Here is a 24,583-nt window from a genome sequence, read left to right as displayed (position 1 = left end):
AAATGCCAATACCGTAGACGGCCGGAAAGAAACAATACTACATAGGGTGTAGAAATCAAAAACAAACAGAAAGAAATGGAGGAATTTAGCTATGTCAATGAACGGTGGAAACATGTATGCACCAAAGGAAGGAAAACCGGAAATCTACTATTCCGTAAAAGCTCAGAGAGGTGACACATTAAGATGTAAAGGCTGGAAACAGGAAACTATCTTAAGAATGCTTGAGAACAATATGGAGAACGCAGAGATTCCGGAGCAGTTAGTTATCTACGGCGGCAATGGAAAATGCGCAAGAAACTGGGAATCCTACCATGCAATCGTTCAGTCCTTAAAAGACCTTGAAGACAATGAGACACTGGTTATCCAGTCCGGTATGCCGGTTGCAGTATTCAAAACACACAAATTAGCTCCACGTGTTGTTATGGCTACTACTAATATTATGAAAGCTGACTGGGAGCGTTTCTACGACCTTCAGGATAAAAACCTTACAATCTTCGCACAGTACACAGCTGCTCCTTGGGAGTACATTGGTACACAGGGCGTTATCGAAGGAACATTTGAGACTCTGGCAGCTATCGCGCTTAAAAAAGAGTGGGATAATGACATGCACGGCAAGATTTTCTTAACAGCAGGCGCAGGCGGCATGGGCGGAAACCAGACATGGGCAGGCAAAATGCACGGCGCAGTAGTTATTCTTGTTGATGCTGACGAGAGAGTAATCCAGAGACGTATTGAGAAAGATTACATGGATTTAATGGTTCGTTCTTTAGACGAAGCTATCGCTATTGCTAAAGAGCATCTTGAGAAAGATGACCCGATCTCCATCGGTGTTGTTGGAAACGCAGCAGACGTTTATGAAGAGGCACTTGCTAAGAACTTCCTTCCTGACGTAGTTACAGAAATGTGTCCTTGCCACGACCCGATTTCCTATATCCCATCAGGATACACAGGAGAAGAGGCTGACGTATTCCGTGGAAAAGACAGAAAAGCTTATCTTGCAGCAGCACGTGAGACAATGCAGCGTCAGTTACGCGCTATGATCGAGTTCAAAAAACGCGGAGTTGAAGCATTTGAGTACGGCACAAGCATCCGTAAAGAGTGTATCGATGCAGGTATGCCTGAGAAAGAAGCAAAACAGATTGAAGGTTTCGTAGCAGCATACATCAGACCACTGTTCTGCGAAGGCCGCGGACCTTTCCGTTGGACCTGTATCTCCGGTGAAGCATCCGACCTTGCCCGTCTGGATGACCTGGCGCTTGAAATCTGCAAGGGTGACAAACTCGTTGAGAGATGGATCAACCTGGCGAGAAAACATCTTCCAATCGAGGCTCTTCCGGCACGTATCTGCTACATGGGCTATGGCGAAAGAAGACGTTTCGGTCTTGCTGTTAACGAATTAATTAAGAAGGGCGAGGTAAAGGGCCCGGTAGCATTCTCCAGAGATAACTTAGACTCCGGTTCTATCGTTAACCCGACATTCGAGTCCGAGAACATGCCAGACGGCGGAGACTACATCTCTGACTGGCCATACTTAAATGGTTTATTAAACTGTGCAGCCGGCTGCGACCTGATCGCTATCCAGGCTAACTACTCCATGGGTGAGGCTGTACATACAGGTGTTACCATGATCGCTGATGGTACAGAAGAAGCCGATGTAAGACTTGACTCTGCACTTACCGTTGACTCCGGTATCGGTGTTGTACGTCACGCTCAGTCCGGATACCAGGCTGCAAAAGATGTCTGCAACGGAACCGGCAAGATTGCAGGCGGCGAAGGCATCAAGATTCCGCTTTGGTGGGAGCCGGCCGATAAGGTTACATTTGCTCCAGAAGGCGAATATATCAGATAATCGTACAGGAATGTACATTGCAGGAGGGTTCATAAGGGTACTTATGTGCCCTCCTGATTGTGTTTTTTTATACCTTTAATTTATGTAAACTGTTTGATTTATGAAAGGAGATCACAATGGATAACAGTAAAAAAGTTCTCCTGATCCGAAACGCCAGGCAGCTTCTGACTATGGAAGGCGATCATAATAACGATATCGGCCTGATTGAAGGCGGCAGCGTCCTGATCCGTGACGGTCTGATCGAGGCCGCAGGCAAAGCGGCGGAGATTGACAAACTGGCTGATAAACTAAAAACCGAAGGCACCGAAGTGGAAACCATCGACGCTTCCAGGAAGGTCGTACTGCCGGGCTTTATCGACTGCCATACCCACGTGACTTTCGGCGGTTCCAGAGTAGCCGCTTATTCCATTTCCGTTACGGATGATAATCCGGAAACTCTGGTTAAAAAAGGAATCCCGACCGGCATCTATGCCTCCGTCAACATGACGGTGAACCTTCCGAAAGAAGAATTAAAGGCACAGACGAAACGCCGTCTGGAAAATATGTTTATGAACGGAACCACTACTCTTGAAGGAAAGAGCGGATACGGCCTGACAATGGAATCCGAAATCCGCATGCTGGAGGTAAACCGCGAGTTAAACGCAGAACTGCCTCTGGATATCTTCTCCACCTTCCTCGGAGCCCATGGCTGGACGGAAGGAATGAAAAAAGAGGATTACATAGATCTTCTCTGCAAAGAGATGATTCCGCGCGTGGCCGAAGAGAAACTGGCCGGCTGCAACGACATCTGGTGTGACGAAGGACATTATACGGCAAAGGAATGTGAAACCGTGCTGGCCGCCGGCCGCGACTACGGACTGGCCCCAAGAATTCACACCGACGCCTACTCTTATATAGGCGGTTCCGATCTGGCTGCCGATATGCATATGCTGTCGGCCGATCATCTGAACTACACACCGGTAAGCGTATTCCAGAAGCTGAAGGATGCCGATGTTACCGGAGTTTTACTGGTAGGCACTGATTTTGCCGTAAACCATGCAAAACAGGTTAACCCGCGCCCAATGTTAGAAATTGGAATGGATCTGGGCCTTGCTACCAACTGCTGTCCCGGATGCTGGTGCGAATCCATGATCTTTATTCTTGTGCTTGCCTGCAGGCAGCATGGATTTACTCCGGAAGAAGCGCTGCGCGCCGCAACTAAAGGCGCCGCCAAGGCAATGGGCTTAAAAGACAGAGGTTCTCTTACCCCTGGTAAGATGGCGGATCTCTTAATTCTAGACACAGACACTTACGAAGATTTAATTTACAAATATGGCCGCAATCCGATCGAAACAATCATCAAAAAAGGCAAAGTAGCGGCCCAGGGAGGCATTTTATGTATTTAGATGTATTTAACAAGGTTGTTGATTCTGATGACTTTACCGTAGGAGGCGGTTCCGCTTCCGCTCTGGCCGGAGCTATGGCAGCCGGTATGGCATCCATGGTTGCAAAACTTTCCATGGCAAAACCGGTTAATCTCACCGTAGAAGAATACACGGCTATGTCTGAGGAACTGGATAAACTCGCCCAGATTCTTTTAAAAGGATCCGAGCAGGACACGGAAGCTTACTGCATGATTAAAGACGCTTTCGCACTTCCAAAGTCCACAGACGAAGAAAAAGAAGTAAGAAAACAGGCTGTCCGCGACGCCGCTTACCAGGCTGCCCTTGTTCCGAAGAACAATGGATATAACAATAAGAGAGTTTATGATCTGGTATGCCGTCTGGAAGGCTCTTCCAATCCGGCCTGCCTCTCCGACCTTATGAGCGCAAAATATCTGTCCGAATCCGGCGTGAAGGGCTGTGTTTTAAACATCCAGGCCAACCTGTCCATGATTAAGGACGAAGCCAGGACAAAGGAAATGGAAGACGCAATGGCAGATCTCGGAAAGGGAATGATGTAAAAGTCATTTCAGAGGCGAAACGCCCCTTTGAAATAGATGTGTGTAATTACATACGCCATGAATTAAAGAAATCAGGAGGAAAAGTAATGAAAGTTTTAATGGCTGAAGTTAATATCAGCGAAGGCAAGGATCTGGATCTGGTTGAGCAGGTTAAGGCCGCTCTTCTGGACGGAGAAGAAGTTGATGTAATGGACATTAACTCCAATGCAAACCACAACCGTACCGTATTTACCTACAAGGGGAGCCCTGAGGCTGTTTTAGCCGGCACAAAACGTCTGGCAGCAAAGGCGATCGAGCTGATCGACATGACAAAACACATCGGAAGCCATCCACGTATCGGCGCCGTAGACGTTGTTCCGTTTATCCCTGTAAAAGATGTATCGATCGACGAAGCTCTCGTTATTGCAAGAGCATTCGGAAAATATCTGGGCGACGAACTGGGCGTTCCGGTATATTACTACGAAGACGCAGCTACCTGTGAAGAGAGAAAGAACCTGGTACGCATCCGTAAGGGCGAGTACGAAGCTCTCTGCGAGCGTATGAAAGATCCTGCATGGGTTCCGGACGAAGGACCTAAGGACTTCAATGCCAAGAGCGGCGCTACCGTTACCGGCGTACGTTTCCCGCTTGTTGCTTTCAACGTTAACTTAAAAACAGCTGACATCGCTATTGCAAAACAGATTGTAAAAGCGGTCAGAGGCGCTGCCGGCGGATATCAGAATGTACGCGCCATCGCACTTCCTCTGGAAGAGCGCGGAATCGTTCAGGTTTCCATGAACCTGACAAACTATGAGAAGACACCAATCCACCGCGTATTTGAAACAATCAAATCCGAGGCATCCCAGTACGGTATCCTGGTTGAGGACTGCGAACTGGTAGGACCGGTTCCTGTTTACGCTCTGGAAGAAGTTCTTAAGTTCTATCTGAGAACACATACCTTCTCAATGGATCAGTTATATTTCTAAAAACCCTCTTTGGTGATAAATACAATGCGGCAGACCGGAAGCCGGAAAGCTGCAGTTCTTTAAAATGGTGATTATATATGGGGAGAGAGATTGTGATAGGTTTCTCTCCCTGTTTTGTGTGGGGAAAAATGAGGGCTGTTTACAGGAGGGGGACGGACGGGGGGGAGTTTGTTGGCGGGTCTTCAGTCCCGGAGAGGGGGGATCGGCAGGGGGAATCAGGGCTGAAAATATTCCTCCGGGGACTCGCTCCCGCTTGTGGAATGCACAACGGTGCTAAACTCGTGGAATACCTCGTTAAGCGCCGGCGGATTCCAATGTCCCCTGCGGAATGTTTTCACCCTTCTTCCCCCCGGGCAGCGTGTCGGCGGGACTGAAGACCAGGGAAGGGATCGGCCCGGCCTGTGTCCTGAAACGGCTGGCTGCCTCGTTTTTCAGGGGGATTTAAATCTGAAAAAGTGATTCCAGCTTTTTATGTTTTATGGCGTTTTCTATGCTGGGGGCGTAGAGGGTGGGGGTCTGGCGGAACCATTCTGTGTTTTCTGTCAGGGCCAGGATGTAGGGTTGTAGTTTGGCGGCTATTTGGGCGGTGGTGCAGTTTTCGAAGTAGTTTTCCAGGAGGCAGAGGCCGTCCCGGCCTACTTCCAGGGTCTGGACCGGTTTTTGGGCGATTAGGCAGCCTGCGGCGTTAAGGAGGACCGGTTCGCACAAGTTATCCAGGTAGAGGGACTCGTACTCACCGTAGAGTGAATGCATCAGGTTTATGATCTCCTGGCGCCCGAAGTGGGCCAGGAACTGCTTCTCCGTCCATATGCCTTTCAGGTATTCGTAGATAAGATCGATTCCGCAGAGTGTGTGCTCTCCTCTTTTGATAGCGTTGCCTCCTATGACGGGATAGTCCAGGGTCAGGATGTGATCCTGGGGACAGTATTTGGCGTCGTATTTTACGAAGAATCCCGGCATTCCCCTGGTTATTGTGTCTCTGTAATTGATACAGCCGTAGTCTTCAAACCCGTTGATTAACATTCCGTAGATTCCCCTTGCGCGGTTCACCTTGCCCAGAACGGTTTTATAACCTCTTGCATAAGCGGCTGCGGCATCCAATATTCCCTGTTCTGCGGGCATCTGTTTTCCCGGGAGCGCAGATTCTTGCCGGTATCTGTCTTCTCTGATGCAGTAGAGAACCGCCTCCATCAGCATTCCCGCTGTTTCGTATGTGATCGAACTCATATCTTTTGATGTGTATTGTTCAGTCAGCTGTTTCGTCAGCTCCAGAAGCTGCGCCATCTCATATTCCATACCATACTCCTTTCGTGTTACTCGTTACAGTTCAGCCTTCGGCCAAACTGCAACGAAATTAACTATGGCAGAACTGTTACTATTACTCCCAGAACTGTTCTTTTAAAACTTTCATGTACAGTTCATTATCCCATCTCTGTTCTGAAGAAAGGGCCTCATACTCTCCTTTCCCCTGTGTGCTCCGAAATCCGGTATATCCGGCTCTCACCGACGCGGCGAAACGTTCCAGGCAGGTTCCGCCCAGGTATTCCAGGTCGCCGTAACAGACACCCTCAAACTGCTCTTTCATGAATGTCAGAAGTTCATCGTCGCTGAGTTGGTCCCCCGATTCGTTCCTGAATTCGTAGAACAGTTCCAAAAGCCCCTCCAGAGTTTCCAGGTAGTTATCGCTGTTTATATACTCTGAATCGCAGAATGTATATACCAGTTTATCCAACATTCCCCTGCCAAACTCCACACGGCGGTATTTCTTCAGGCTGTCGTTGCGGCTGGCCACCAGCTCCGCCGCCTCCTCTCTGGTCAGAGTCAGGCCGTACTCCTCTGTCTTTTCACTGCATGCCAGAAGTCCGGCAATCTCTTTCTCCGCATTCTTAAGCTGCATAACCTCAAAAATCCGTTCCTCCATATATCCCCCTTTCCTCTGCTCTTAACGGTTCCGGATCCGGCTCTCTTTTCGGTCCGGGTCTGGCAAAATGTATTGTAGCTGCTCATTATACGCCGGGCGCAGATGCATTACAAGTCTTGAAAAAAAGGCGTTTTTGTGGTATTATAGTATTAGAAAAAAGAGGAAATCCAGTCGGGCGCTGCCCTGCATAACTGAATTTCCTCTTTTTATTTTTTTATATATCTTTGTTTCTTCAATACCGGGTTAGTTTGCCGCTCAGGTTATACCGTCTTAACCTTCTTTGCCGGAATCTTCGGTGGTTCCGGGACATCCAGGTCTGGAATCTCTTTCAGCTGGCTATAGACAGTCTGCAGCATCAGCAGCGTGTTCGGGCTGTAGTCTTTGTCCGTGTATTTGCATGCCGCCTTGTAACGCACCAGCGCACTCTTTGTTTTGCCCAGTTTCAATTCCAGCAGCGCGGAGTATGCCTCTTCTTTCGCACGTCCCCACTGGATGGAAAGATTCTGGAAACAGCCCCTGGCTTTGTCGAAGTATTCGGAGGCTTTGTCGTAATTATCCATTCTGTACAGGATGATACCCATATTGGTAAACGACATTCCCAGTCCCGCCGTCGGAGGAGCCGCATGACTGAAGGAGAGAGCTTTGCTGATACAGGTGTGTGCGTTCTCCCAGTCTTCCAGCTTCATGTAGATTTCACCTCGGTAATTATAGCAGGCAATCAGTCCCGCCATACAGGACGGATCCATCTGAAGTCTTTCCAGTTTTGGAATCAGGGTTTCCAGAAGCTCGGCCGCTTTATCGTACTGCTGTGTCTTGCTGTAGTACAGCGCGGTGAGGCGCTGTATCATATAGGATGTGGATTCCGGATAATGATATTCATCCAGAAGTTCCGAACAGTACCCGACATATTCCTTCATCATATCCAGATCATACACCTGGATCGCATAATAAATCATCTGAAGATAACTGTCCATCAGGTATCTGGAATTCTTAAGTATCCTCGCCGCCTCAATGCAGGCATTCATATTGCGGAGGCCGTACTGGTAATCCCCGCTCGAAAGATCGTACCTTCCAATCAGATACTCCACCTTCATTCGGAGTTCCTGATATTTCTGATCCCGGTTCGGCAATGCCCTGATCTCCTCCGCCAGAGGGATCAGCACGTTTTCACTGGAATCCAGATCCGGGAAGAAGAATTTGTCGGTGAAGCTGGATGACATCACCGGATAAATCTCCTGGGTGCCGGAGAAAAACTCTTTAAAGTATTCCAGCTTGTACTCATATTTTTTATATAAATCTTTGGCATTTTCAAAATGGTAGATCAGTTCCGGCATCAGGGTGATATCCCCTGTTTCCTTATATTTCTGCTCGTAAAATCCGGCAACCTGCCTGTGGTAAATCTGCTTTCTGCCCGCCGAGATCTTCGACTGGACATAGTTGTGGATCAGGCTGTGGGTAAACTGATAGGTAATGGCTGACGCTTCCACCTTCTCATAGATAATCTGGCGCGCCAGAAGACCCTCCAAAAGATCATAGATTCGAAGCTCCGCTTCCGGATACAGGATTTGAATGTCTTCTATCGTCACTTCATGGTAGAAAACAGACATTACATTAAGCAGATTCTGTTCCTCATCCGTCAGCTTCATCAGTCGGCTCTGGATGATGCTGACCATCTTGGAGGTCAGCGGATTGTCCGTCATCATCCCCCCGTCATTGTCTTTCAATATCTTGATAAGCTCGGTCAGGAATAATGCATTTCCATCCGTATATTCATATATTTTATCAAGTTTATCCGGCTCTCCCAGAAGCTCATGAGCCTGTGCCTCGATTAGTTCTCTCGTCTCTTCCAGGGTAAACCGTTTTAATTTCAGTTCCCGAATCAGGCCCTCCCTCATGAGGGAAACTTCCATATCCCGAATCTCTTTCACCGTCTCCAGCCTGCTGGCCGCGACAATGAAAATCGGACAGTCCCTCAGATGGAACAGCATATTGTTCAGAAGCTGGATACTCGAAGAATCCATCCACTGAATATCGTCCAGGAAAATAATAATCTCGGAGTTGCCGAAATCCCGGCAGAAGGTCCGGAGCATATCTTCCATGTGAATTCCGTATTGGGTGGCAAAGATCCTGTAATCCGTCACCTCCTTGGAAGTAAAATATTCCAGAGTCTTCAGATCCTTACGCTGCTTTAAGCAGAATTCCCGCACCTGGTTTAAAATATCGTTCCACGGTTTCAGATACAGATCCGACTCCGACGGACAGCAGCAATAGGAAAATACGGTATGGTTTTCCTCCTCCAGCAGTGTACGGAGCTGGCCCATCAGAGCCGTCTTGCCGACTCCCGCCTCCCCTGAAATAAGAACAAAATTCTCTCCGGAATCCTTGCCTTTTACCCTGTGTTTCTGAATACTCTCGTAGATTCCGTACAGTTCCTTCTGCCGCCCCATAAAAAGCCGCTGTTCCTTCACCGGATGCTCCGCGATCTTCTTACGCAGTTTGAGAATCTTATCCATCAGCGCCTTTGTTTCCGCCTCCGGTTCTTCCTCGAGATCCTGCTTAAGCGCCAGTGCAAACTTCTGATACAGGGATATTGCCGAGGAATATTCCCCCTCCCCCATCAGGAATGTCAGCATCTTTCTGTAAAAGCTCTCGTCCAGGAATAAAACTTCAACCAGCTTCCCCGCATAGCGGAGCGCCTCCGAAGTGTCGCCGTCGTGGATAGCCTGCTCCGCTTTATGCTGAGCCGCTTTAATATAATGTTCCTTCAGCTCTCTTCTGTAATCATCCATCCAGTTTTCAAATTCCAGACAGTTCTTTACATAGAAGAAGCTCATAAACTCCCCATCATAATGTTCCAGAATATTCGCTCTTGCCTCGTCCACATCTACTTTTATATGAAGCTCGGTATTCAGCGAAATAAACACGTTGCCGTCCATGCTGATGATATCCGGGCCTACAATCTTTTTGATATGGTACAGCGCATCCCTCAGATTTTTCCTGGCGCTGGTCTCATCGCAGTCCGCCCAGAAAATTCCGATTGCTTCATCCCTCGTTATTCTTTTTCTCACACATATGTAATAGAATAGGCCTTCGACTTTCCTGTATGGAAATACTTTCTTCTCCCCATCCACCATCACTGACGGCGTGTTCATTAATACTACAGTAACGTCCTTCATCAAGTAAGCCCTCCCCAAGTCATGTCTGAATGTTCCCTATACAATATTAAAGCATATCTCATAAATTCGCAACAAAACACAACTTATTTTTGTAAAGTATTACGAAATAAAACTTTCCATTAACCCGCCTGTATAACGACGATAAAAGATTTGCTTCTGTTTTAGAAAAAAATCGAATATAATCTAGTACAGGCTCCGGCATCGACAGTTTATCGACAGCCAGGGTGTAGACTAAAAACATCAAAACAACGAACGGCCGCCAAAGCGGCAAATTATGTGATTGGAGGGTTTACATATTATGATTTTTCTGGACGGCAACAGCCTGACAATTGATCAGGTGGTGGACATTGCCCGCAATAAGGCAGAAGTGGGCTTAAGCGAAGAGGCCAAAAAAAATATTCAGATTTCCCGTGATATCGTAGAGAAAAACATTGAAGAAAAGAAAGTTATTTACGGACTTAACACAGGTTTTGGTAAATTCGTAAATGTGGCAATATCAGAAAATGAACTGGACAAACTGCAGTTAAACCTGATCTTATCCGACGCCGTTGGCGTAGGCGATCCATTTAAACAGGATGTTACAAGAGCTATCATGCTGCTGCGTGTAAATGCTCTGGCTAAAGGATTCTCCGGTATCCGTTTATCTACCGTAGAGACCCTGATTGCCATGATCAACAAGGGCGTTCATCCTGTTATTCCTGAAAAAGGCTCCGTAGGTTCCAGCGGCGACCTGTGCCCACTGGCTCATATGGTTCTTCCGATGATCGGAGAAGGTGAAGCAGAATACGAGGGTAAAGTAATGGAAGGCCGCGCAGCAATGGAAGCAGCCGGAATCCCCGTAGTTACATTAAAAGCAAAAGAGGGCCTGGCTTTAATCAACGGTACCTGCGCTATGCTTGGCGTAGCCAGCCTGGCAATCCATGACGCTGAAATTTTGACAAAGATGGCAGATATCACTTCTGCTCTTACCGTAGATTCCCTGGAAGGCATTATCGACCCATACGATCCAAGAATCCAGATGGTTCGTCCTCACAAGGGCCAGGTTGACGTTGCCGCCAACATGCTCCAGCTTTTACAGGACAGCAAGCTGACCACCAGACAGGGACAGATCCGTGTGCAGGATGCATATTCCTTACGCTGCCTGCCTCAGATTCACGGCGCAAGCCGCCTTGCCCTCGACTATGTAAGAGGCGTAATCGAGACAGAGATCAACTCCGTAACAGACAACCCAATTATCTTCCCGGATAACGGCGACATCTTCTCCGGCGGAAACTTCCACGGACAGCCTGTTGCTATCGCTATGGATACTCTGGGAATCGCTATGGCAGAGTTTGCAAACGTTGCAGAGCGCAGAATTGAGCGCCTTGTTAACCCGCAGCTCAGCGGACTTCCGGGCTTCTTATGTGTAGAAGAAGGAATCAATGATGGATTCATGGTTGCACAGTACGCTGCAGCAGCTCTTGTTTCCGAGAATAAAGTTCTGGCTCATCCGGCCAGCGTAGACAGCATCCCAACATCCGCCAACCAGGAAGACCATGTAAGTATGGGTACCATCGCTTCCCGTAAAGCAGCAACCATCATCGACCATGCAGAGCATGTACTGGCTATCGAGCTTATCTGTGCTGCACAGGCTGCTGATTTCAAGGGCGCCGACAAACTCGGCAAAGGTACAAAGGCCGTTTATGACCTGGTACGCCGCGAAGTATCCTTCATGGAAACAGACCGCGCTATCTACAAAGACATGAACAAGATCTTTAAAGTATTAAAAGACGGCGAATTTGTAGAAGCCGCAGAAAAAGCTGTTGGTAAACTGGCTTTATAAGCCTTTACAATATATTCAACCTATCCTTATTAAGGCTGTCCGTGGACCCTCGAATACCGGGGCAGCCAAACTCACTGAACTTTGAACCCATAAAAGCCAATACCGGTCCTGCGTAACAGCAGCGGCCGGTATTGGCTTTTATGGTGGTAACAATTGTTATAGCGGTATGGGACATCCGCGGCATTCTGTATGCAATATACAATTTACTGTTCCTTCAGGGTATGAATCAGCCGGAATACCTGCTCCGCCGTATCCGCCAGGTTTCTCCCCGCGGTCTCCGCCTCCATAGCCTCTTCCAGGCTGACCACGGTCCGCAGAATCGGGAAAAATGCGTCGATGCCCTCCGCGTTACAGGCCACCGCATCCCTGGTCACACAGCCGGACAATCCAATGACCGTTTTCCCGTACTTCTTTGCCGTCCGGGCCACTCCGATGGGAGCCTTTCCCATCACGGTCTGGCCGTCCAGCCTGCCCTCTCCTGTGACGACGATATCGGCATCCCTGACGTATTCGTCCAGCCTTGTTTCATCGAGAACAATCTTCACTCCTGATTCCAGAACCGCATTTGTAAAGCCAAGGAATGCAAAACCAAGGCCTCCCGCGGCACCCGTTCCCGGATATTTCGGATCGGCATTCGGGTATTTCTTCTGCGCAAGCGCGGCGAACTGCATCAGCCACTCATCCATCCGGCGGATCATATCCGGATCCGCACCTTTCTGAGGGCCGAACACGGCGCTGCATCCCTTATCCCCACAGAGGGGGTTCGTCACGTCGCAGGCAATCCGGAACGTGCACTCGGATAGCTCCGGCAGCACGTTGTCATCGGTGATGGATATGATTCTTTCAAGACCGGCGGCGCCGAATGGCACCTGTGCACCGTCTCCGTCCAGGATCCCATATCCCAGCGCCTGCAGCATTCCCACGCCGCCGTCATTGGTGGCGCTTCCTCCGATTCCCACGACAAATCTCCGGCAGCCGTTTGCAATTGCATCCCTGATTACTTCGCCGACTCCGTATGTAGTCGCATAGAGCGGATTGCGCTCCGCGTCTGAAACAAGGGTAATTCCGGCTGCTCCGGCCATCTCTACGACCGCAGTTCTGCTCTCCTTAATAATCCCGTATTCACAGTCCACCGGCTCCCCTAAAGGCCCGGTAACGGTGACTTTTCTAAGCATTCCGCCCATTCCGCAGGCCAGGGCCTGCACGGTCCCCTCTCCTCCGTCAGCCAGGGGGCGCACACAGACGGCGGCATCCCCGTATACTCTCCTGATGCCCTCCGCGGCCGCCTCTCCAGCCTCCAGGGAAGTCAGGCTCCCTTTCAGTGAGTCAATTGCAATAGTTACCTTCATCCTACTCCTCCCGTTAAAATCAGAATTTATTCTCCGCCGTCGCCTGCCTCGTCTGCTGGACGGCCCGGTATGACTTCTCATAATTTTTAAACGCAATAATGGACACCATGGAATCAATCATGGACAACTGGGCGATTCTCGTACTCGCAGATTCGGAGCGGAACATAGTTTTCTCCGACGCCACATACAGCGCAATATCCGCGGTGTTGGCAATCGGCGTCTTTCCCTGTCCCGTCAGTGCGATCGTCGTGGCGCCGTTGTCGTGGGCCAGCTTCAGCCCGCTCAGTATATTGCGGTTGCTGCCAGAATGGGAAATGCAGATAGCAACATCTTTATCTGTCAGCAGAGATGCCGCCATCATCTGCAGATCGATGTCATCATGGACAAATGACTGGACACCGATTTTCATGAGTTTGTGCTGCATATCCTTTGCCACAATCAGGCTCCCGCCGCTGCCCATGGCCAGAACCTTGTCCGCCCTGCTGATGGCCTCGCAGGCCGCCTCCATATCGCTAAAATTAATCAGGGAAAACGTTCTGTTGAGAGCCGCCATCTCCAGATTAAATATCTTTTTGCAGATTGTCTCCACATCGTCGTTCTGTTCCAGGCTGGGATTGAAATAGCGGTCACGCGGCAAAATGTCACGCGCCGCGCTGATTTTAAAATCCTGGAATCCTTTATAGCCCAGGCTCTTGCAGAAACGGACGACCGAGGCGTCGCTGACTCCGGCTTTATCAGCCAGCTCCGACACGTTATAGTTCAGTGTCTCATTATAATTGTCAAGTACGTATTTGGCTATTTTACTCTCACTGTTGGTAAGCAAATGCATACTGCCCTTTATTTTTTCTTTGCAGCTTACTTCAATCACGCAAATTCCCCCTATCTTTTCTGACGCCGCCGTTTGCCCCTGCTGGTTTTACGGCAGCAAAGATGTGCAGTTACAATATCAGCTCTAACCAGTTATATTATACCATATTCACTTCGTGAATACGTGTCTCCGACGGAACTTAGCGCCCGTATTTCTGCGGTAGACTCAGAAAACGGTATGCGCAGTATCATGTTCGCTACGCGCACATGACACCATATTCACTTCGTGAATACGTGTCTCCGACGGAACTTAGCGCCCGCATTTCTGCGGTGGACCCAGAAAACGGTATGCGCATGATACAATATCCGCTTACGCAGACATTATATCATACAATTATTCCTGCATGGAAGAATTCTGTAACTGTTCACCTCATGTTCAGACACGCGCTTGTAACCCGGCGCGGGCCATAACATATACTTAATCCTTTGCCGCTTAATCCGTATACCCCGGCTTTCCAAGAAGGGCGAACATATTGGATTTATACATTTCCACTCCGGGCTGGTTAAACGGATTGATGCCCGATATATATCCGCTGACCCCGATTGCAAACTCAAAGAAATAGAAAAGCTGCCCGAGCCAGTACGCCGACTGTTCCGGCATCCGAACGATCAGGTTGGGGACGCCGCCCTCGACATGCGCCTTCATCGTCCCCTTCATTGCGCTCCTGTTGACGAAGTCCAGCGTTTTTCCATCCAGATAATTCAGGCCGTCCAGGTCTTTTTCTTCTTTTTTGAGCATAATCTCGGCCCCGGATTCTTCAATTTCAAACACCGTCTCAAACATGATGCGGGAACCGTCCTGGATAAACTGGCCCAGAGAATGAAGATCAGTTGTCATATTGACCGAGGCTGGGAAAATCCCCTTTCCCGACTTTCCTTCGCTCTCCGCAAAAAGCTGCTTGCACCACTCCGCAATATATTGCATATTCGGTTCATAATTCACCAGAATCTCCACCGACTTTCCTTTCCGGTGAAGGAGATTTCGAACCGCTGCATAAAGGAGAGCCGGATTTTCTTCCAGAGGCGCTCCGAGAGCCGTTTTTCTCATATCGGCGGCTCCCCGCAGCAGAGCATCCACGTCGATCCCCGCCGCTGCAATAGGGAGGAGTCCCACCGGAGTCAGAACGGAAAACCGGCCGCCCACATCGTCGGGAATGACAAAAGTCCGGTATCCCTCCTCATCCGCCATCTGTTTCAGCGCTCCTCTTTTTCGGTCGGTGGTACAGTAAATCCGGCCTTTTGCCTCGTCCGCGCCGTACTTCTCCACCAGCAGTTCTTTAAAAATCCGGAAGGCAACCGCAGGTTCCGTGGTCGTGCCCGACTTGGATATTACATTGATGGAAAAATCCTTTCCGGCAAGCTTACTCTTAATATTTTCGATATAGAGGGAACTCAGATTGTTGCCCGCAAAGTAAAGTTCTGTTTTACCTTCCCTGTCAGGCCCTTCCGGCCTGTTTGCCGCCAAGAGTTCATATGCCGCGCGCGCTCCCAGGTAGGAACCGCCGATTCCGATCACAAGCAGGACGTCCGAATCCTTCCGAATCTTTTCCGCTGCCTCTTTGATTGCCGCAAATTCTGCTTTATTATAGTTTTCGGGAAGATCGAGCCAGCCCAGATAGTCACTGCCCTCCCCTTCCCGGTTTACCAACAGATTCCTTGCGTTCCTGACGGTAGGCCCAAAACAGGCAAGTTCGTCACTGTCTAAAAAATTCATTGCATATTCATAATTAAACTCTAATGTCCTCATATTATAACCTCCATAATGAAGCAGTGAAAAGCACACTCAGTAAACTTTACGCCGCCCGCCAACCGAACGGTAACCCGCATACCCGGCGGGCTGGTTGCCGTCTTTAATAGAAAAAGGGGCATCCTCCAGCTTCCGCTGTAAAATCCCCTTTTCATCATTGCCTGTTAATTCACCACATTGATTGGATTTCCGGCAAGGAAAGCTTTTAAATTGTCTACGGCCAAATCCATCAGCCGTTTTCTGGATTCCCTCGGAGCCCAGGAAATGTGGGGGGTGATAAAACAATTTTTTGCTTTCAGGAGAGGATTATCCATACTGATTGGCTCCGCTCCCACCACATCCAGTCCGGCGGCATAGACCTTTCCCAGGTTCAGGGCCTCCGCCAGATCCTCCTCGTTAATCAGAGGACCTCTGGAATTATTGAGAATAATCACACCGTCCTTCATTTTATCAATCGTCGCCCTGCAGATAAGACCGGTATTCTCCGGCGTCAGAGGACAGTGGAGAGCAATCACATCCGACTGGGCAAGAAGCTCATCTAGGCCGACGTACTCTCCCAGTTCCCTGCCTTCCTCGCACGGATAACCGTCATAGGCTATAACGCGCATCCCCATGGCTTTTGCAATCCGGCCTGTCGCCCTTCCAATCCGGCCGAAACCGATAATACCCATAGTCTTATCGGCCAGTTCAATCAGGGGATAATCCCAGAAACACCAGTCCTCGTTCGATGACCAACGGCCCTCATGAACCGCATTGCTGTGATGTGCCACGTGATGGCAGATTTCAAGCAAAAGTGCGATGGCAAACTGTCCCACTGCGTCCGTTCCGTAGGTAGGGATATTCGCTACCACCACGCTCGCCTCTTTGCATGCTTTTATGTCAACTACGTTAAATCCGGTAGCCAGTACGCCAACGTATCTGATATTTCTGCAAACATCCAGCGTTTCCCTGCTGATCGGTGTCTTATTGATAATAACAATCTCCGCGTCTCCGATTCTCTCCGTGATCTTATCCTCCGGAGTTCTGTCGTATACAGTAACCTCACCTAACGCTTCAAAACCTTCCCAGCTCAGATCTCCGGGATTTTCTGTATATCCGTCCAATATTACAATTTTCATGTCTCAGCCTCCTGATTTGATATTTATTGTTCCTGTCTGAATTATGTTATTGTTCACTCCCAATGTCAATTAGATAATTTTATGCATATATGGTTAGATCGTAACAGTTCCGCATTTAAATAGGGATTTGGTTGAGAAATGAGGACGCCGCCGTCAGGCCGGGGACCGGAGTGATGAAGGGGATCGATGAGTCTTTCGTCCCGGGCATCAGATTGTCGCGGGTGGGGAATCCGGGCAGAAAAAGTTCCTGCGGGAAACGCTTTCGCTCGTTGGAGTACATAACGGTCACTAACCTCGAAAATACCTCGGTAAGTGCCGATGAACTCCCAGGTTCCCTCCGGAATCTTTTTCTCCCTTCTTCCCCACAGGAAGGTTATGGCCGGGACGAAAGACTCAGCCAAGATAGCGTCCGGCCCCCGGCCTGCGGCGGCTGATCTGTCCTATTTCTTCAAGAGGGGAGGCGCTTGTCGCTGCCACTACGTTTCTCAGGATGCCTAAGGATGCTTAAAAACTATATCCTGTTCACTATGAGACTGTGTAAGCTTATAATCTTAGAGTGTTTATTCTGATACTCTTTTAATGCAACCCAGGATATCATCAGAATGTAAAAGAATCACGACTATATCGTGGCCGCGACAATACCACCACCGTACTTGACGAAAGAGACAATCAGACCCTGAAGCCGGCGGACGGGGCAACACCCTTCCCTGAGTCTTCAGTCCCGCCGACAACCTGCCCGGGGAAGGAAGGAGAAAACTTTCCGAAGGGAGACCTTGGAATCCGCCGGTGCTTGCTGAGGTCTTACACGAAGCTAGCATCCGTTGCGCATTCCACAAGCGGAAGCGAGTCCCCGTAGGAATTTTTTCTCCTGGATTCCCCCTCACAACAACCTACAAACCGGGACTGAAGACTCATAAACACCCTCCCACTCCCCCGTCCGCCGTCTTACAGAGGCGTCCTCGCATCTCAACTAAACTAAATCCTTATGACCCAAACAGAAGTCCAACCGGCCCGGTAATGATTCCCGGAACCAGAATGAAAATACACAGCGCCACCGCAATCAGAATAATCCATGGAATCGACGCCTTTATAATCTTCTCAAGCGTCAGTCCTGTGACATTTTGGGCCGCGTACAGACACACTCCAACCGGAGGCGTAATCAGTCCGAAGGACAGGGTAATGACAAGGAACACCACGAAGAACAGCGGTGATACGCCTACGGAAATTACGGCCGGTAAAAGAATCGGAACCAGGATGTAGATAGCGGCTGTGGCATCCATGAACATTCCCACGAGAATCAGGAATGCATACAGGATAAACATAATGATGATACGGTTGTCGGAAACTCCGATAATCATATTTGCCACACGGCTGGGAAGTCCGTCCATCTCAAATATCAGGGAGGCCGGTTTGGCTGTAATCGCCACAAACAGGATGGTACCTGTAGTTCTTGCATTTTTACAGATAATTCTAGGTATATCGCTCCACTTCAGATCTTTGTAAACATAAATGGAGACAAGGATTGTATAGCCCACGCCGATGGCCGCTCCCTCGGTCGGTGTGTAGAATCCGGTGAACACGCCGCCCAGCAGGATAACCGGGGTGAGCAGAGCCGGTATGGCCGTGAGAAATGCCCTTCCCAACCGTTTCAGCTCAAATTTGGAGCGGTCTCCGATGCCATGTTTCTTACAGTAGATAAAGTTGTATACCATGAAGACGAGTCCGATAATAATACCCGGGATCAGGCCTGCAATCAACGCCTGGCCGATTGATACATTAGCAGTGGATGCCGCGACAATCATCAGGATACTGGGCGGAATAACGGAGGCCAGCATGGAGCCGGACAGGTTGATCGCCGTCGCATAGTCCTTTGGGTATCCCTTCTTTGAGAGGGCGTTAATGCTCATTTTACCAATGGAAGCAATCGCCGCAACGGAAGAGCCCGACATTCCGGCAAAGAGCATGTTAACCACTACCGAAACATGGCCGAGGCCGCCGTAAATCCAGCCCACTCCGGCATCCGCCAGCTCATAAATCCTGTCTGCAACGCCTCCCTCGTCCATCAGGGAGCCGCAAAGGATAAACAGCGGAACAGCGACCATGATAAAGCTGTTCATCGACGTAAACATGGACTGCACCGCCATGCTCAGGGGCAGTTCCGACATTGTAATAATTGTGATAACGGAAGCCGCGCCCAGGGAGACTGCAATCGGCACTCCCAGAAACATCAGCACCATAAAGAGTACAAGAAGCACTAAACTCATGCCTGGCCACCCCCTTCTTTCACTTTCTCGGGAATTGATACATTACCCCTGTATTCCAGGAAACTCTGAACCGTTCCGGCAATTCCCAGTACGCCGGAAAGCGGGACGCAGAAGCCTACAATTGTCATTGGTATGCGCAGGGCCGTTCCCATCTCATTCAACATCTTCTGCTGCATTACCAGTTCCCATCCGTAAATGATCATGAAACCAAAGAATCCGATTACAATGACCGCATATAAAAGCTCACTGAACTTTTTAAGCCATTTCGGGCCCATATTTAAGAATAAAACAACTCGCGACGACTCTGCTTTATTGAAGCCGGACGCCAGGGCGATAAACATCATCCAGATAAACAGGTAACGCGTGGTTTCTTCTGTCCATGGGAACGGATGTGCCACCAAACGCCCTATAATCTGTGCCATGATTGTAAAAAACATGCCAATGAGTGCAACCCCAACAATAACATTCTCCAAAAAGTCAACGCAGTCAAAAAACTTATAAAGCGGTGATTTTTTCCGTTCCATTATGTAATCCCTCCGTTATGGTACGCAGCCCTTTCCGTGCGTTACCCCCACAGCCCCGCATGTTTTGCGGGCCATGGGACGTAACTTCCTTCTGCCTTACTGTTTTCCGCAGAACTCGGCAGTTGCGTTAAATAATGCATCATCTTCAATCAGTTCCTTGAATACCGGATAGCAGCTCTTAGAAATGTCGATAAATAACTGGCGGTTTTCAGAGGAAACCTCATTATATTCCATGCCGTTGTCAAGCAGTGTCTTAAGCGCTGTCTCGTCTTCTTTTGCCATAAAATCCACATTCCACTGCTGTACTTCTTCTCCTGCCTTTGTAATGGCGTTTTTCTGCTCCTCCGTCAGTTTGTCAAACTTTGCCATGTTGAAGCCAACCAGCCATGCGTCCGCCATGTGATCGGTCTGGGAGATATATTTCTGCACTTCGTAGAATTTATTGGAATACGGCACATCAATCGGGTTTTCCTGGCCGTCCAGAGTCTTAAGCTGAAGGGCATTATAAACCTCGCTGAAGTTCATCGGCGTGCAGGTTGCGCCGCATGCCTTGAAGAATTCCACATAGAGGGAGTTGTTCGGAACGCGGAGCACGAGTCCTTTTACATCGTCCGGCGTGTTGACCGGGTGTTTGGAATTGGTTACTTTCCTAAAGGATCTGGTCCAGCTTCCCACCGTGGTGATTCCCATTTCTGAAACACTGTTCATCAGCCTTTTTCCTGTGTCGCTGTTTAAATAGTCGAGAAGCTGTGTCTGATCGTCGAACATATAAGGTACTGAAATTACGTTGAATCCCGGGTTAAAGCTTGCGTATACGGAAGTTGCCAGAATAACCATATCAAGAGAGCCTGCAGAAAGCTGCTTGATTCCTGCCGCCGTGTCGCCGCCGTAAAGGGAACCGTTTCCTGAAATTGTAAATGTAAGTGTGCCGCCCGAATACTCTTCCGCACGTTTTGCAAATTCCTGTGCCGCCTGATAAATATAAGAAGCCTCCGGATCCGGTACACAGATTGTAATCTTGGTTGCCTCTGCGGATGCCTCTGCTTTGCTCTCCCCGGTCGGCGCCGATGTTGCCCCCTTACTCTGACATCCTGTCAGCCCCATACATGCCATAGCCGCAGCTAAAACCATTGCTAAAATTTTTTTGCTCATAATGAACTCCTCCTCATTCTATTTCTTTCTGGTGTTACAAACGCCATTTTGCTCTGCACAACCCGGGATTGTGCGGGCGGTCAGTATAAATTGCTGGTCACCCGGTAAAGATCTTTAATTTTCGGATATAATTCCGTGTATACGCGGTATCCTCTCTCATAAGCTTCATCGTTCTCATGGGAGGCCGTAACCACCCGGCAGACTTTTTTCTCCACTTTCTCCGACGCCTCATAGACATCCTTAAAGACACCGGCTCCGACGCCGCCCAGAAGAGCGGCTCCGATTGGCGCCATATCATTTAAATCCAGGACTTTTATGTTTACCCCCATGATGTCCGCCTTAATCTGCGCCCAGACCTCGCTTTTGGCTCCGCCGCCGATGGATACGAATTCACCGATGCGTTTCCCCGTCACCCGGCCGGCTATCTCGGCCAGTTGGCGCAGCCCATATCCGCAGCCTTCCATAATTGCACGGTTGAAGTCACTGCGCGTAGTCTGAAGGGAGATGCCGAAAAAGACGCCTCTGGCATACGGATCCCAGATAGGGCTCCTCTCCCCCAGCATGTAGGGCAGGAACACAAGGCCGCCGCAGCCCGGTTTTGATTTAGCCGCCTCCTCGTTCATCCTGAGAAATACATCCTGGTGGGTCAGTTCCGACTCATCCTGAAGATCCCGGCAGAATTCATCCTTGAACCATTGGTACGCGGAACCTGTATGCGACATTGCCCCCTGGTAAATCCAGGTGCCGTCCACCACGTGGCACCGGTTGATAAAACCATGGTCAAATTTAGGCTGATCCACACAGATGGTAAGGACATTAGTGGTACCCACCGACTCACAGACGTCGCCCGCTCCGGTCACGCCCACCGCCAGGGATGCGCACGCCGTATCCCCGCCGCCAATCACGACCGGTATTCCCTCCCGAAGGCCGAGTCCGATTAAATCGCGGTTGATAAGCGTTCCCACCACATCCGTTGAATGAAGAATCGGAGGCAGCTTTTCAATATCGATTCCCACCTTGCCGCAGATATAGGAGGACCACTTAAATCCGCCCGTCGTCTCGAAAAAGTTACTGTAGGAAGCATTGGAATAGTCAATGGCAAAGCGTCCCGTCATACGGTGGGCCATCAGTGTGTTGACATGGCCGAAGTATTTTGTTTTTGCATATTCCTCCGGCAGATTTCCCTTGATCCACAGCATGGATGTCCCCGATGTAGCTCCCGCCATCGCAGTATTTGCCGTTATCTCAAACAGCTTTTCACTGCCTACTGCTTCAAGAATCATCTCTGCCTCTTTGGTGCTCCTTCTGTCGGAATACAGAATCGGATCCACCAGCACTTTTCCGTCTTCTCCGAATGCAGCGAGGCCGGGGCAGAGGCTTGAAATTCCGATTCCCGCAATCTGTGACAAATCAAGTCCCTTGCCCTCGGATACCAGTACCACGCATTTCAGAAAAGCGTTCCACATGTCTTCCGTATCGATCTGCTGAAAGTCCGGATTCGGTGTAATCAGGCGGTATGAACTTTTACTGATTCCCAGTACCCCGGCGTTTTCGTCGATCACCGCCACCTTTACGCTGGTGGTGCCGACGTCAACGCCCAATAAGTATTTCCCCTCCATATACATTAACCTCTGCTTTTATTGTAGGCCGTAACCTGCCCGTGAATCATGCAGGTTATCGTTAAATGGCACTGAAAAGTTCGCAAAGCGTGCTTTTCGTTGTTATTAAGGCCGGAAATTTAGAAATCTCCGTAATTTTTGTCGTTCTCAAGCTGTGCAAGCAGCTCTTTTGCTTCTTTTACGCTGTAGCCGTTATGAATCATATATCTCAGTGCGATAACGAGGGCTGTCACATCTTTATAGTCCCATACGAAACGTCCCATCGTAACGCCGCCTACGCCGCAGTCCATTGCTTCTCTCGTCATAACAAGGTAGTCGTCCAGTGTCTTGCATGCGTCGCCGCCCTGGATTACGACCCTGAAGCTGGAAGGCACACAGGCAATTGCCTTTGCCATGCTGTCCGGATCTCCTGTATAGGTAGTCTTTACAATATCCATTCCGAGTTCACAGGCGCTTCTTACGCAGTATGCGATATTTTCCCATGCCGCTCTCTTGTCTGCCGGTACGCTCTCGCCTTTTGGATAAACGTGGCCGATTAACGGCATTCCTTTTCTCATGCACTCTTCGGCGATTCTGCCGATTGCCTCAAACTGCTCGCCCTGGAAATCTCCCAGTGTCATGCAGCCCATGGAAACAGCATCTGCGCCCATGCGGATTGCCTCGTCTACGGTTCCGAAAATCGTATCCTTGGTCGGAGCTACCGGGGAGTAATTGGAGATTTTCATCAGAATGGAAACCTTACCTGCGTGCTGGTACATGCATCTCTCGGCGATTCCTTTTGTCATTGTCATTGCATCCGGTCTGCCGAGAATGATTTTATCAATGGCGGACTGGACATCCTGGATTCCCGTCATCGGTGCAATTCCCCTGGATGTGGCATGGTCTACTGTGATTGCCATCATTTTGTTGCTCTTCTGATTGACTAATCTGCTCATTCTTACTTCTTTTCCTAACATTGCCATAACTTTTTCCTCCTGAATCTTGTTTGATTTTGCTGTTTGCTATTGTGATTTTTCTATAATAATTTTTCTATTACGATTTTCCTATCGCGTCCCGATGGCTACTGTTTGCTGTGTGCCCAATAATTCCTAAGGCTCTATCATGACCTTCAGTCCCTGTCCGCTCTTACAGTATTCAAATGCCTCTTTGAACTCGTCGAGTTTAAATGTATCCGTCGCTATTCTGTCAAGGTTAATCTTCTTATTTATAACCATATCGGCTGCCTCAAGGTAATCGATACGTTTGTACGCCGTGCTGCCGTTTACATTGATTTCATTGTAGTGGATGGTGTTTACCTCTATCGTACACTCGCCCGTGCCTGCAAATCCTGCAAAAAGATTGACCGTTCCGCCCTTCCTGCAGAGTTTCAGCGTCGAATTTACCAGTGCCGGAACTCCGATTGCCATCACGATGACGTCCGCTCCCATGCCGTTTGTGGCATCCATGACGATTTTATGTAAATCTTCCGCCGTCGGGTCAACCGTCAGGTCCGCTCCCAAATCCAGGGCCGCTTTTCTTCTCATCTCGTTAGGTTCGCTGACAATTACCATCCTGGCGCCCGCAATTTTGGAAAGCTGCATATGCATCAGGCCGATTGGTCCGGCCCCTGCAATCAGGACCACGTCGTTAAAACCTGTCCCTGCATTCTTAAGCCCTCTGATACAGCAGGCCAGCGGTTCAATCAGGGCGCCCGCCGTGTAGGAAACATCCTCGGGTAATTTCACCACATTGCCGCTCTTCATCAGAATCTCAGGAAGGAGCACGTACTCTTCAAAGCCGCCATTAAACTCGTATCCTATTGCTTTTCTGTTCATGCAGGCATTTTCCCTGCCTTCCAGACAGGCCGGACAGGAACCGCACGGTATCACGTTGGCAATGGAAACTCTGTCTCCAACTTTAAAGCCTTCCACATCTTTTCCAACCTCGCAGATATCTCCGCACATCTCGTGGCCGACAACAGAAGGATACCTGATTCCCTTTGTCTTCGTGCCCGCGAAAATTCTCATGTCGGTTCCGCAGATAGCCGCCTTTTTCATCTTCAGGAGCATCTCGTGATCTCCGATTGCCGGCTTTGCTATCTCTTCCGTCGCAAAGTCATTCGGTCCATGAAGAACTACTGCTTTCATTTTAACCCCTCCTATTTTGATTGTTTCCTAATTGGATTTTTTGTAGTTTTATTACACTAGGATAATATCATATTTGTAATTTTATTTCAATATGTTTCATTTATTTTTGTAAGTTTATTTCAATTTTTGTTAATTTTATAGT

19 protein-coding genes are annotated in these 24,583 nt (G+C 49.1%); 5 read left to right on the top strand and 14 right to left on the bottom strand.

The window, feature by feature from the left end; genetic code table 11:
- Positions 1-91: 91 nt before the first annotated feature.
- The 4 genes from EJL91_RS09545 to ftcD all read left to right on the top strand — a co-directional run bounded on the left by EJL91_RS09545 (position 92) and on the right by ftcD (position 4,756).
- Complete coding sequence (locus EJL91_RS09545; RefSeq protein ID WP_125141702.1) at positions 92-1,849, top strand: urocanate hydratase; 1,758 nt, start codon at positions 92-94, stop codon at positions 1,847-1,849.
- A 116-nt stretch (positions 1,850-1,965) separates the two neighbouring features.
- The gene (gene hutI, locus EJL91_RS09540; RefSeq protein ID WP_125141701.1) at positions 1,966-3,234 is read left to right on the top strand and encodes an imidazolonepropionase; all 1,269 of its coding nucleotides are present in this window, start codon (positions 1,966-1,968) and stop codon (positions 3,232-3,234) included.
- A complete protein-coding gene (locus EJL91_RS09535; RefSeq protein WP_125141700.1) occupies positions 3,225-3,791 on the top strand; it encodes a cyclodeaminase/cyclohydrolase family protein in 567 nt (188 codons plus the stop codon). Before hutI ends, EJL91_RS09535 begins: the two co-directional genes overlap by 10 nt.
- An 86-nt stretch (positions 3,792-3,877) precedes the next feature.
- The gene (ftcD, locus tag EJL91_RS09530; protein WP_125141699.1) at positions 3,878-4,756 is read left to right on the top strand and encodes a glutamate formimidoyltransferase; all 879 of its coding nucleotides are present in this window, start codon (positions 3,878-3,880) and stop codon (positions 4,754-4,756) included.
- Between the two features lie 441 nt (positions 4,757-5,197).
- On the opposite strand, the gene EJL91_RS24895 is transcribed toward ftcD, so the two are convergent.
- From EJL91_RS24895 to EJL91_RS09515, 3 genes are all read right to left on the bottom strand, one after another.
- Entirely contained in the window at positions 5,198-6,052 is an 855-nt protein-coding gene (locus EJL91_RS24895) for a DUF6179 domain-containing protein (protein WP_243125294.1), read from the bottom strand.
- Between the two features lie 82 nt (positions 6,053-6,134).
- Entirely contained in the window at positions 6,135-6,677 is a 543-nt protein-coding gene (locus tag EJL91_RS09520; RefSeq protein ID WP_125141698.1) for a DUF6323 family protein, read from the bottom strand.
- A gap of 260 nt (positions 6,678-6,937) precedes the next feature.
- Complete coding sequence (locus EJL91_RS09515) at positions 6,938-9,853, bottom strand: AAA family ATPase (protein ID WP_125141697.1); 2,916 nt, start codon at positions 9,851-9,853, stop codon at positions 6,938-6,940.
- Between the two features lie 298 nt (positions 9,854-10,151).
- On the opposite strand from EJL91_RS09515, the gene hutH reads away from it, so the two are divergent.
- The gene (gene hutH / locus EJL91_RS09510; protein WP_125141696.1) at positions 10,152-11,675 is read left to right on the top strand and encodes a histidine ammonia-lyase; all 1,524 of its coding nucleotides are present in this window, start codon (positions 10,152-10,154) and stop codon (positions 11,673-11,675) included.
- A gap of 203 nt (positions 11,676-11,878) precedes the next feature.
- Here hutH and EJL91_RS09505 read toward each other — a convergent pair whose 3' ends face one another.
- The 11 genes from EJL91_RS09505 to EJL91_RS09460 form a co-directional block, all read right to left on the bottom strand.
- Complete coding sequence (locus EJL91_RS09505; protein WP_125141695.1) at positions 11,879-13,024, bottom strand: glycerate kinase family protein; 1,146 nt, start codon at positions 13,022-13,024, stop codon at positions 11,879-11,881.
- 19 nt (positions 13,025-13,043) lie between these two features.
- A complete protein-coding gene (locus tag EJL91_RS09500; protein ID WP_125141694.1) occupies positions 13,044-13,892 on the bottom strand; it encodes a MurR/RpiR family transcriptional regulator in 849 nt (282 codons plus the stop codon).
- Between the two features lie 432 nt (positions 13,893-14,324).
- On the bottom strand, positions 14,325-15,638 hold the full coding sequence (locus tag EJL91_RS09495; protein WP_125141693.1) for a glucose-6-phosphate isomerase: 1,314 nt from the start codon (positions 15,636-15,638) through the stop codon (positions 14,325-14,327).
- Between the two features lie 164 nt (positions 15,639-15,802).
- Complete coding sequence (locus tag EJL91_RS09490) at positions 15,803-16,756, bottom strand: D-2-hydroxyacid dehydrogenase (RefSeq protein ID WP_125141692.1); 954 nt, start codon at positions 16,754-16,756, stop codon at positions 15,803-15,805.
- Positions 16,757-16,871: 115 nt separating this feature from the next.
- Positions 16,872-17,036, bottom strand: coding sequence for a hypothetical protein (locus tag EJL91_RS24545; protein ID WP_164516794.1), 165 nt, complete (start codon positions 17,034-17,036; stop codon positions 16,872-16,874).
- Positions 17,037-17,739: 703 nt separating this feature from the next.
- Positions 17,740-19,020: a TRAP transporter large permease gene (locus EJL91_RS09485; RefSeq protein ID WP_125141691.1), complete on the bottom strand. Its 1,281-nt coding sequence runs from the start codon at positions 19,018-19,020 to the stop codon at positions 17,740-17,742.
- Positions 19,017-19,544 (bottom strand): TRAP transporter small permease, encoded by a 528-nt coding sequence (locus tag EJL91_RS09480; RefSeq protein ID WP_125141690.1) that lies wholly within the window; start codon positions 19,542-19,544, stop codon positions 19,017-19,019. Before EJL91_RS09480 ends, EJL91_RS09485 begins: the two co-directional genes overlap by 4 nt.
- Positions 19,545-19,640: 96 nt before the next feature.
- Positions 19,641-20,696, bottom strand: coding sequence for a DctP family TRAP transporter solute-binding subunit (locus EJL91_RS09475; protein WP_125141689.1), 1,056 nt, complete (start codon positions 20,694-20,696; stop codon positions 19,641-19,643).
- Positions 20,697-20,776: 80 nt separating this feature from the next.
- Positions 20,777-22,315: a xylulokinase gene (locus tag EJL91_RS09470; RefSeq protein WP_125141688.1), complete on the bottom strand. Its 1,539-nt coding sequence runs from the start codon at positions 22,313-22,315 to the stop codon at positions 20,777-20,779.
- A gap of 119 nt (positions 22,316-22,434) precedes the next feature.
- Positions 22,435-23,277: a class I fructose-bisphosphate aldolase gene (locus EJL91_RS09465; RefSeq protein WP_125141687.1), complete on the bottom strand. Its 843-nt coding sequence runs from the start codon at positions 23,275-23,277 to the stop codon at positions 22,435-22,437.
- A 126-nt stretch (positions 23,278-23,403) separates the two neighbouring features.
- Positions 23,404-24,441, bottom strand: a complete 1,038-nt coding sequence (locus EJL91_RS09460; protein ID WP_125141686.1) for an alcohol dehydrogenase catalytic domain-containing protein — start codon at positions 24,439-24,441, stop codon at positions 23,404-23,406.
- Between the last annotated feature and the right edge of the window lie 142 nt (positions 24,442-24,583).

Source organism: Clostridium transplantifaecale, assembly GCF_900626075.1.
In the GTDB taxonomy this organism is placed as follows: domain Bacteria; phylum Bacillota; class Clostridia; order Lachnospirales; family Lachnospiraceae; genus Otoolea; species Otoolea transplantifaecalis.
The sequence above is the reverse complement of the archived record's forward strand: the minus strand, read 5'-3'. Positions and strand labels throughout refer to the sequence as shown.